Origin of the sequence: Youngiibacter fragilis 232.1 (assembly GCF_000495435.3) — a bacterium.
Taxonomy (GTDB): domain Bacteria; phylum Bacillota; class Clostridia; order Clostridiales; family Clostridiaceae; genus Youngiibacter; species Youngiibacter fragilis.
On sequence record NZ_AXUN02000088.1, the window covers coordinates 1 to 8,717 of the forward strand.

At 47.8% G+C, this 8,717-nt stretch carries 10 protein-coding genes; 2 read left to right on the forward strand and 8 right to left on the reverse strand.

Translation table 11 applies throughout. From position 1 onward, the window contains the following. Positions 1-33: 33 nt before the first annotated feature. Entirely contained in the window at positions 34-1,350 is a 1,317-nt protein-coding gene (locus T472_RS05245) for a CASTOR/POLLUX-related putative ion channel (protein ID WP_160319120.1), read from the forward strand. A 151-nt stretch (positions 1,351-1,501) separates the two neighbouring features. Beyond that, positions 1,502-1,807 carry a TIGR04104 family putative zinc finger protein gene (locus T472_RS05250; protein ID WP_023386607.1) on the forward strand — a complete coding sequence of 102 codons (306 nt, stop codon included), beginning with the start codon at positions 1,502-1,504 and terminating at the stop codon, positions 1,805-1,807. 29 nt (positions 1,808-1,836) lie between these two features. Here T472_RS05250 and T472_RS05255 read toward each other — a convergent pair whose 3' ends face one another. From T472_RS05255 to buk (T472_RS05290), 8 genes are all read right to left on the reverse strand, one after another. Further along, positions 1,837-2,382: a 2-oxoacid:ferredoxin oxidoreductase subunit gamma family protein gene (locus T472_RS05255; protein WP_023386605.1), complete on the reverse strand. Its 546-nt coding sequence runs from the start codon at positions 2,380-2,382 to the stop codon at positions 1,837-1,839. Further along, the gene (locus tag T472_RS05260) at positions 2,379-3,140 is read right to left on the reverse strand and encodes a thiamine pyrophosphate-dependent enzyme (RefSeq protein WP_040906764.1); all 762 of its coding nucleotides are present in this window, start codon (positions 3,138-3,140) and stop codon (positions 2,379-2,381) included. The genes T472_RS05255 and T472_RS05260 overlap by 4 nt, the downstream gene beginning before the upstream one ends. A 16-nt stretch (positions 3,141-3,156) precedes the next feature. Next, positions 3,157-4,224 (reverse strand): 3-methyl-2-oxobutanoate dehydrogenase subunit VorB, encoded by a 1,068-nt coding sequence (locus tag T472_RS05265; protein WP_023386599.1) that lies wholly within the window; start codon positions 4,222-4,224, stop codon positions 3,157-3,159. A 12-nt stretch (positions 4,225-4,236) separates the two neighbouring features. Beyond that, positions 4,237-4,446, reverse strand: coding sequence for a 4Fe-4S binding protein (locus tag T472_RS05270; protein WP_023386596.1), 210 nt, complete (start codon positions 4,444-4,446; stop codon positions 4,237-4,239). Positions 4,447-4,462: 16 nt separating this feature from the next. After that, complete coding sequence (locus tag T472_RS05275; RefSeq protein WP_023386594.1) at positions 4,463-5,125, reverse strand: nucleotide-binding protein; 663 nt, start codon at positions 5,123-5,125, stop codon at positions 4,463-4,465. A 271-nt stretch (positions 5,126-5,396) separates the two neighbouring features. Next, on the reverse strand, positions 5,397-6,464 hold the full coding sequence (gene buk / locus T472_RS05280; protein ID WP_152975122.1) for a butyrate kinase: 1,068 nt from the start codon (positions 6,462-6,464) through the stop codon (positions 5,397-5,399). Beyond that, the gene (gene ptb, locus T472_RS05285; protein ID WP_023386591.1) at positions 6,458-7,372 is read right to left on the reverse strand and encodes a phosphate butyryltransferase; all 915 of its coding nucleotides are present in this window, start codon (positions 7,370-7,372) and stop codon (positions 6,458-6,460) included. Before ptb ends, buk (T472_RS05280) begins: the two co-directional genes overlap by 7 nt. After that, positions 7,369-8,442, reverse strand: coding sequence for a butyrate kinase (gene buk / locus T472_RS05290; RefSeq protein WP_278279638.1), 1,074 nt, complete (start codon positions 8,440-8,442; stop codon positions 7,369-7,371). The genes ptb and buk (T472_RS05290) overlap by 4 nt, the downstream gene beginning before the upstream one ends. Positions 8,443-8,717 lie beyond the last annotated feature (275 nt).

The following is an 8,717-nucleotide window of genomic DNA, read 5'->3' on the forward strand; positions in this document are numbered from 1 at the left end:
TAAATGTTACATAGTACTAGTTCAGCAGTAGATTTGGAAAGATGTTCAATTGAAACCAGCAAGTCAGTAATAATAAACCTTACTGAAGATCATGAGGTTATCCGTACTATGCTCGCAGTTTCAACTTACCTTACTGATGAAAAGATTCGAGAACAATTTCCAGAAAGCCAGAAAATCCATATTTCAGCTTCAATAAACGAGCAGAATAATATTGATGTAGCCAGAATTGCCGGACAGGGATTTGCTGAGATTCTTCATTTCAAATCGATCATATCAAGGATAATGGCCCATGTAAGCTATCAACCAGGACTCTCATCAGTTTATACTGAACTCTTCAATTTTTCAGGAAATGAGATTTATATCGAAGCTTTCCCTCAACTGGCAACCTGGACTTTTCATGATGCATCTCTATCTTTTTCAAAATCCACAGTTATAGGGGTATACCGCGAAGAAAAATGCATGCTCAATCCAGACCCTGAATTGCAGCTGAAAAATGATGATCACCTTATAATCATCGCAGAAGATGATAATATATCTCATCCTACCATGGACATCCCCCAGTTTGATTTTGGCAATCAATCTTTTTCTTTGGAACCTTTTAGGCAACCTTCCTCTGATAATCTGCTGATACTTGGAGACAGTTCTCTTCTATTGCAAATCCTGAAGGAACTCGATCACTTTCTTGCCAAAGGCTCTATAGTAACTCTCGCCGGAAATTGCAAAAATGGAATTGACCATGACTGTATTACAAAATATGAATTCGATAATATCGTGACTGAATGTGTTAAGCTGGAGATAGCAGACCGTACTAATCTTGAAAATCTTTTGTCTCGTGGAATAGAGCATGTCTTGATACTCAGCGACAGTTCTCTGCCACCGGAGCAGGCAGATGCAAGGACATTAATGTTACTTTTGCAAATGCGTGATTGGAAACAGAAGTCCGGACGTCAGTTCAGCATCACATCTGAGATGGTAGATGTCAGAAACCAGAAATTGGCTCAAGTCACTAATGTAAATGACTTTGTCATTAGTAATCACATCACAGGACTCATTATGACCCAGGTATCTGAGAACCGCAATTTGGCCCCAATCTTTGCAGAGTTGCTTGATTCAGAAGGCTCAGAAATATATCTGAAGCCAGCCAGAAATTACGTAGAAATCAATACCCCGATTAAACTTCATACGTTAACTCATCTGGTTTCACTTAGAAACGAAGTATTTCTGGGATATAAGAAAGTCAAGAAGAATGATTCAGGTAGTATTATTACAGATATCACAGTCAATCCAAATAAAAATGTCGGAATTGTTTTCATGGAGGACGATTGGCTAATTGTGCTAGCAAAAGGTTAAATGTAGGCTATGATACACACTAGAACAAAACACCTTCAATCGAAAGCCTCGGAATCAATCCAAGTATCTTGACTATCTGTTCTTCCCGGCCTAGATTGAAATATTGGTCAATTCTTGAGAATAGGCTGTTTTCACATTTATCAAAACTCATATGATTCAGGAGGTGAACGTCATACAGAACTGTCAGAAATGCTCTAAAGAGTTTACGTGGAAAGCCATACAGAAGTCACTTCTATGGGGCTACAAACCAATAACATGTACCAGCTGCAGCAGTACCCATGAAATAACATTCCTGTCCAGAATTGGGTTGGTACTTTTCACTACGGCAATACCCATGCTTCTTGTCTTCAATCCGGTTATGGATATCAGGCTGGAGTTTGAGATAGCACTTTATCTTGTCTGGGTTGCAATTGTTGTTTGTATCGCACCGCTATTCGTGAAATATGTCGTGAAATGAAAAGGAAGCCGTCGAGGCTTCCTTTTTAATCATGCTGTAACGAGTTCCTTCCTTACAGCCTCTATTCCCTTTTCTATTGCCAGCTTGTTCATCTCGAAGAATGATTCCTTGCCGTGTTCCTTAAGTGAAGCGAGGAGGACATCCATTGGGATTACTCCTATCTTCTCCACCACAGCTCCAAGGAGGATCATGTTTGCGATGGTCTTGGCTCCTATTTCAGTGGCGATTGATTGTGAAGGTATCCTTATCTCAGTTACATCCTTCCTTTCAACGCTCCTGTTGACCAGGTCGCTGTCTACGATGATTAGGCCGCCTGGCTTCACAATATGCTCGAACTTGTCCAGTGAAGGCCTGTTCATGACAACAAGGACATCAGGCTCTGTGATCACAGGGGCTCCTATGTCATCGTCAGAAAGGATGACAGAACAGTTGGCTGTTCCTCCCCTCATCTCAGGACCGTATGATGGACACCATGACACGTGAAGTCCGTCATCCATTCCGCCATAAGCAAGGAACTTTCCCATGGACATTATTCCCTGTCCGCCGAAGCCGGCGAAAAGTATCTCATAGGTCATTTCGCTTCAACCTCCTTGACAGCATCCATATCCTTGACAACGCCAAGTGGATAGTATGGGATCATGTTCTCCCTGAGCCACTTGAGGCTCTCCTCGGTGCTGAGGCCCCAGTTTGTAGGGCATATAGAAAGCACTTCAACCAGGTTGAAGCCCTTTCCTGCAATGGCATTCTCGAAGGCCTTCTTAATCGCCTTCTTTGCCTTTGCCACAGCAGCAACCTTGTCTACAGATACCCTCTCTACATAGTGTGCTCCATCAAGCTGTGCAACCATCTCTGAGAACCTTATTGGGAATCCCTGTGTCTTAACATCCCTTCCATACGGGGAGGTCTCAGTGACCTGGCCGGGAAGGGTTGTAGGCGCCATCTGTCCGCCTGTCATTCCGTATATGCAGTTGTTGACGAATATGGTGACTATCTTCTCTCCTCTTGCGGCTATATGCACTGCCTCGGCAGTACCGATCGCAGCAAGGTCTCCGTCTCCCTGGTATGTGAACACGATCTTGTCTGGATTTGCCCTCTTTATCCCTGTAGCGACAGCAGGTGCCCTACCATGGGCAGCCTCGAACATGTCACAGGCAAAGTAGTCATAAGCAAGGACAGAGCATCCGACAGGAGCTACTCCTATGGTCTTGTCGATGATATCGAGCTCTTCAAGGACCTCACCCACAAGCCTGTGGATGATGCCGTGTGTGCAGCCCGGGCAATAATGGGTGGGAACATCGAGCATGCCGGTTGTAGGCTTGAAAAGCACCTTCATTTCCTGGTTTTCCATGTTATCCCCTCCCCGTTATTTCTCTTACTTTTTTCATGATATCCTTAGGCTCAGGAATCATTCCGCCTGACCTTCCGTAGAAGTATACAGGCTTCTGGCCTTCTACTGAGAGCCTTACGTCCTCAACCATCTGGCCTTCGCTCATCTCTACGCTCAGGTATCCGTACTTGACATCCGTGACAGTCTCGGTGAATGCCTTGACAGGGAACGGCCAGAGCGTTATCGGCCTTATCAGTCCTAGGTTCAGTCCTTCAGCCTTTGCCATCTTTATTACGTTCTTGCATATCCTCGATGTGGTGCCATAAGCGACCATTATAAGGTCTGCATTTTCTGTGTTGAACGATTCGTACCTTGTCTCGTTCTCCTTCATCTTTTTAAACTTAGCCTGGAGATGGTGGTTGTGTACTTCAAGCTCTTCAGACTTCAGGTAAAGGGAATTCACCACGTTATGGGTAGCCCTGCCGTTTCTGCCGTTAGCGGCCCATGTCTTTTCTGGAAGAACCCTTGTCGTGGTCCTCTCCTTGAATTCAACAGGCTCCATCATCTGACCGAGCATTCCGTCACCCATAACCATTACAGGGGACTTGTATTCATCAGCAACATCGAAGGCTTCCTGTATAAGGTCTACCATTTCCTGTATCGATGCCGGAGCATATACCGGCATGTTGTAGTCCCCATGTCCTCCGCCCTTGGTAGCCTGGAAATAGTCCGACTGTGCCGGCTGAATGCTTCCAAGACCCGGGCCGCCTCTTACTATGTTTATTATCAGGCATGGCAGCTCCGCTCCAGCAAGATAGGAGATACCTTCAGCCTTGAGGCTTATTCCGGGTGAAGACGAGCTTGTCATGCACCTGACACCGGTACCTGCAGCACCGTATACCATGTTTATTGCTGAAACCTCGCTTTCAGCCTGCAGGAACACCCTTCCAAGAAGAGGCATCTTCCTTGCCATGTATGCCGCGACCTCAGTCTGCGGAGTTATCGGATATCCGAAGAAGCACTTGCAGTTGGCCCTGATGGCAGCTTCCCCTATTGCTTCATTCCCTTTCATGAGAACCTTCTCGCTCAATTTCCCCACCCCCTATTTATACACTGTGATGCAAAGATCCGGACACATTCTTCCGCATGATGTGCATCCTATGCACTTCTGCATGAGCTCATCCGGTATCCCCGCCGGCCTGTAGCCCTTCTCGTTTATCCTCTCCGTGAAGGATATTATCTTCACAGGACAAGCTATAACGCACTGGCCGCAGCTCTTGCACCTTTCTTCCCTGAACACTACTTTTGGCATTTGCTCTCCTCCCTAATTATCGCCATGGCGGCTTCATGTAAATGTCTATGGGCAGGATTTCGCCCTTTATCCTTCCTTTGACCTCATCTACCAGGTCTCTCCTAACCACAGTATATACAACAGGAAGTCCCGTGGCTTCGGATATCTCAAAGACCTTCTCCTCACCGGATATTATGTCATCGGCTGTGGTCTCATAGGACATGTTGGTGTTTGAAATGAGTTTCGTGACCTTAAGCCTTGAGCTCCTCTCGATGCTTTCCATGTACTCCAGGACGGACCTTCCGTCTGAGGTAAGGGGTCTCAGTGTGTTCACCACGAAATACATCTCGTAGGGCTTGTCCTTAAGGTGCGCGTTGTACTGACCCAGCACCACAGCTCCCATGTCATCGCCCCCGATGTCCATGATCACGCAGGAATCCTCCCTGTAGAAGGCTCCTGACACCTGACGAGGAACTACCATGAGCTCAGCGTTGGACAGGTGAGGGCTTGCAGATACCAGCTCGATCCCTTCGGATAACAGCTCATCCCTGAAATCCCTTATGCAGAAGTAAGGGTTGACTATGTCTATGTCCACAAGGACAACCTTTTCCCCTTCCTTCCTCAGCTTCTTCGACAGGTTCATGGCTATCTCGGACTTGCCGCTGCCGAAGTGCCCGGTTATGATAATAAGCTTTTCCAAGTTCTTCAACCCTTTTTTATAATTATCCGGAATCCGGATGTTTTCCACCTATAATTTTACATTAAAACGGTTACAAAGACCAATTTTTATATTTATTATGAATAGCTCAAAATACCTACGATTTTATGTGCTGAGATTCTTAAAATCTTTGATTTGGTAAAATATCAACTCTCATTTTATCAAATTCCGAATATTATATAAGTAAATCACAATTTCATCAAAACAGAATTTTTTTGTATCAAAAAGCGGGACAAGTGTCCCGCCATGAAAATCAATATGTCTTTGCCTCTTCCTCACCCGTCAGGACCCTGACTGCAGCTTCAGCAAGCGCAAGAAGCTCATCCTCACCTGGATACACGACGACCTCGGCGATGAAGCCAACGCTCTGCCTTATCATCTCGACTATGTTCTTCGACCAGGCTATTCCTCCCGTAAGGATTATTGCATCCACCCTGCCCTTGAGGACAGCGGCATTGGCTGCTATATCCTTTGATACCTGGTAAGCCATGGCATCGAATATGAGCCTCGCCTGCCTGTCGCCTGACTGCGCGAGGTTATCCACAGCCCTTGCATCATTGGTCCCAAGATAGGCCACAAGTCCGCCTCTTCCTGTTATCTTCTTCCTTATTTCCTGCTGGGTATACATACCCGAGAAGCACATGTCGACAAGCTGACCTGCCGGCAGACCTCCGCTTCTTTCAGGGGAGAATGCACCCTCACCATCAAGGGCATTGTTGACATCTATGACCCTTCCCCTGTGGTGTGCACCCGTAGATATTCCTCCGCCCATGTGGCAGACGATGAGGTCCAGGCTCTCGTATTCCCTGCCTGTCTCCTTAGCATATCTCTTAGCCACAGCCTTCTGGTTCAGCGCATGGAATATGCTCCTCCTCTTTATCTCAGGCATTCCTGAGATCCTCGCTACCTCCTGCAGCTCATCGACAACCACAGGGTCAGCTATGAAGGCTTCCTTGCCTGATTCTTTCGCAAGCTCATGCGCAAGGACACCGCCCAGGTTCGAAGCATGCTGGCCGTAAGCGCCGGACTTAAGGTCGGAAAGCATCTCCTCGCTTATCCTGTAGGTTCCGCTTTCAATGGGTTTCAGCAGTCCGCCCCTTCCGACGAAGGCATCAAAGGACCCGAGAGCTATTCCCTTCTCCTCCAGGTAATCTGTTATGGCCTTCACCCTGAAGCCATACTGTGAGAATATGTCAGGATACTGCTCGATCTCCTTCGCCTCATGCCTGAGTGTCACGGAGCTCTCCTCTGTGAGGTCATTGTATATCCCGATCTTAGTGGATGTCGAACCTGGGTTGATTATAAGAAGCTTCTTCAAAATACGCCCTCCTGTGCCATTGCCTGCATCGCAGCAAGCGCCATTGAGTTAACCTTTGATTCGAAGGAATCCGCCCTCGAGGTGAGTATAACAGGAGCCTTCGCTCCAAGGAGTATCGCTCCAAGCCTGCAGTCAGCGGTGTAGGTGAACGCCTTGTACAGTACGTTACCCGCCTCGATGTTTGGCATGAGGAGTATGTCCGCCCTTCCTGCGACCTCACCCTTTATGCCCTTGTGCTCAGCTGCCTCAATGCTTATGGCATTGTCCAGCGCAAGCGGGCCGTCAACTATACAGCCCTTTATCTGACCTCTCTCGTTCATCTTCGAAAGCATTGATGCATCGAGTGTCGCAGGCATAGCCTCATTGACGACCTCGACTGCACAGACAGGTGCAACCTTCGGCACATCCACTCCAAGGCTGTGCATGAAGTCCACGGCATTCTCGAGGATTGCCTTCTTCTCCTTGAGTGTCGGTGCTATGGTGAATGCCGCATCAGTTACCACAAGCAGCCTGTCATAGCCCTTTATCTCGAACACTCCCACATGGCTGATGAGGTCGCCCTTCCTCAGTCCGTTCTCCTTGTCAAGGACCGCCTTGAGGAGGCTTGCAGTATCAACCAGGCCCTTCATAAGCATGTGGGCCTCGCCGTTCCGTACAAGGGATGCTGCAACCAATGCAGCTTTCTTCGGGTCCTTTTCCTCAATAACCCTGAAGCCCGATACATCAAGACCTTCATGCCCCGCGATCTCACGTATCTTCTCCCCGTCTCCCACAAGTATGGAATCGCAGATGCCAATCTCCTTTGCCTTCACAACCGCTGAAAGCACCGCATCATCCCCTGCAGCCGCGACAGCTGCGGTCTTCATGCTTCCTGCCCTTATCTTACCGTATATCTCGTCAAAGCTCTTCACCTTATGATCTCCTCCTCATAGTTCAGCGGTGTCTCCTCGCCGTCAAGCACCCTCTTGGCACCCTCGAACAGCGCCCTCATCTCGTCTTCTCCCGGAACCAACACAACAGGCGCAATGAAATCCACATAGGAAGTCAGGAGGGAAGTCATGTATGCGCTGTATGCAAGTCCTCCTGTTAGGATTATGGCTTTCACCCTGCCCTTCAGGGCAGCTGCCGCAGCACCTATCTCCTTTGCCACATGGTATCCCATGGCGTCATAGATGAGCTTCGCATGCTCGTCGCCCTCATCTATCATCCTCTCGACCTTCCTTGCATCGTTCGTGCCAAGGTGAGCCAGAAGTCCTGATTTCCTCTGGAGAAGCCTCAAAAGCTCCTTCTCCTCGTACTTTCCGCTGTAGGCAAGCCTGACCACTCCGGACAAAGGAAGGGTTCCGCTCCTCTCAGGCATGAGAGGTCCTCCTTCGTTGGCGTTGTTGACGTCGGTAAGCCTGCCACCCTCGACAGGCCCTATGGAGAAGCCGCTTCCAAGGTGGGCTACCACGAAGTTGTCACCTGAAAAGTCATAGCCCTTCTCCCTGCATACCCTCCTTACTACAGCCTTGATGTTAAGGTAGTGCGCAAGGGATCCCCTTTCTATTCCAGGGAACCCGGTGACCCTGGCAAGCTCGTTCATCTCGTCACAGGATACAGGGTCTACTATATAGGCATTTATCCCTGCGGAATCAGCCATCTCCTTTGCTATGATACCGCCCAGGTTGGAAGCATGCTCAGTTACCTTCGCATCCCTGAGGTCAGAGAATAGCGCATCATCCACAAGGTAGGTTCCGCACCTTATTGGCCTTACGATTCCTCCCCTGCCTACTATTGCAATGAAATCATCCTTCGTCAGTCCCTTGCTCCTTATCCATGAGGATATGGCTTCCCTTCTCACAGGAAGCTGCTCGCTGATATGCCCGAAGCCAGAAAGCGCACCCGCTTCATGCTCGATGATGTCAGAATAAAGTGCAACGGACTCGCTGCTGAATATGGCCACTTTCGTGGAAGTGGATCCGGGATTGATGACCAACACGTACTTCAATCAATATCACTCCCTATATGTTCTTACATTCTAATTCTACTAAAATCCTTTACAATATGGAATAGGAAATGACCACTATATTAATAGAACAATTTTTGAGCATATGATAATATTTTCTAATGAAAAAATCAGATCGGCAATGTATCGCACTGCCGATCCTTACATTCCTCTGGCCTGTACCTCGTCATTGTCCTTCTATTCATACGGTATAGACCATGTATCCTTACCAAACTACCATATATATGACTCAAACTTCGCAGTTTAGA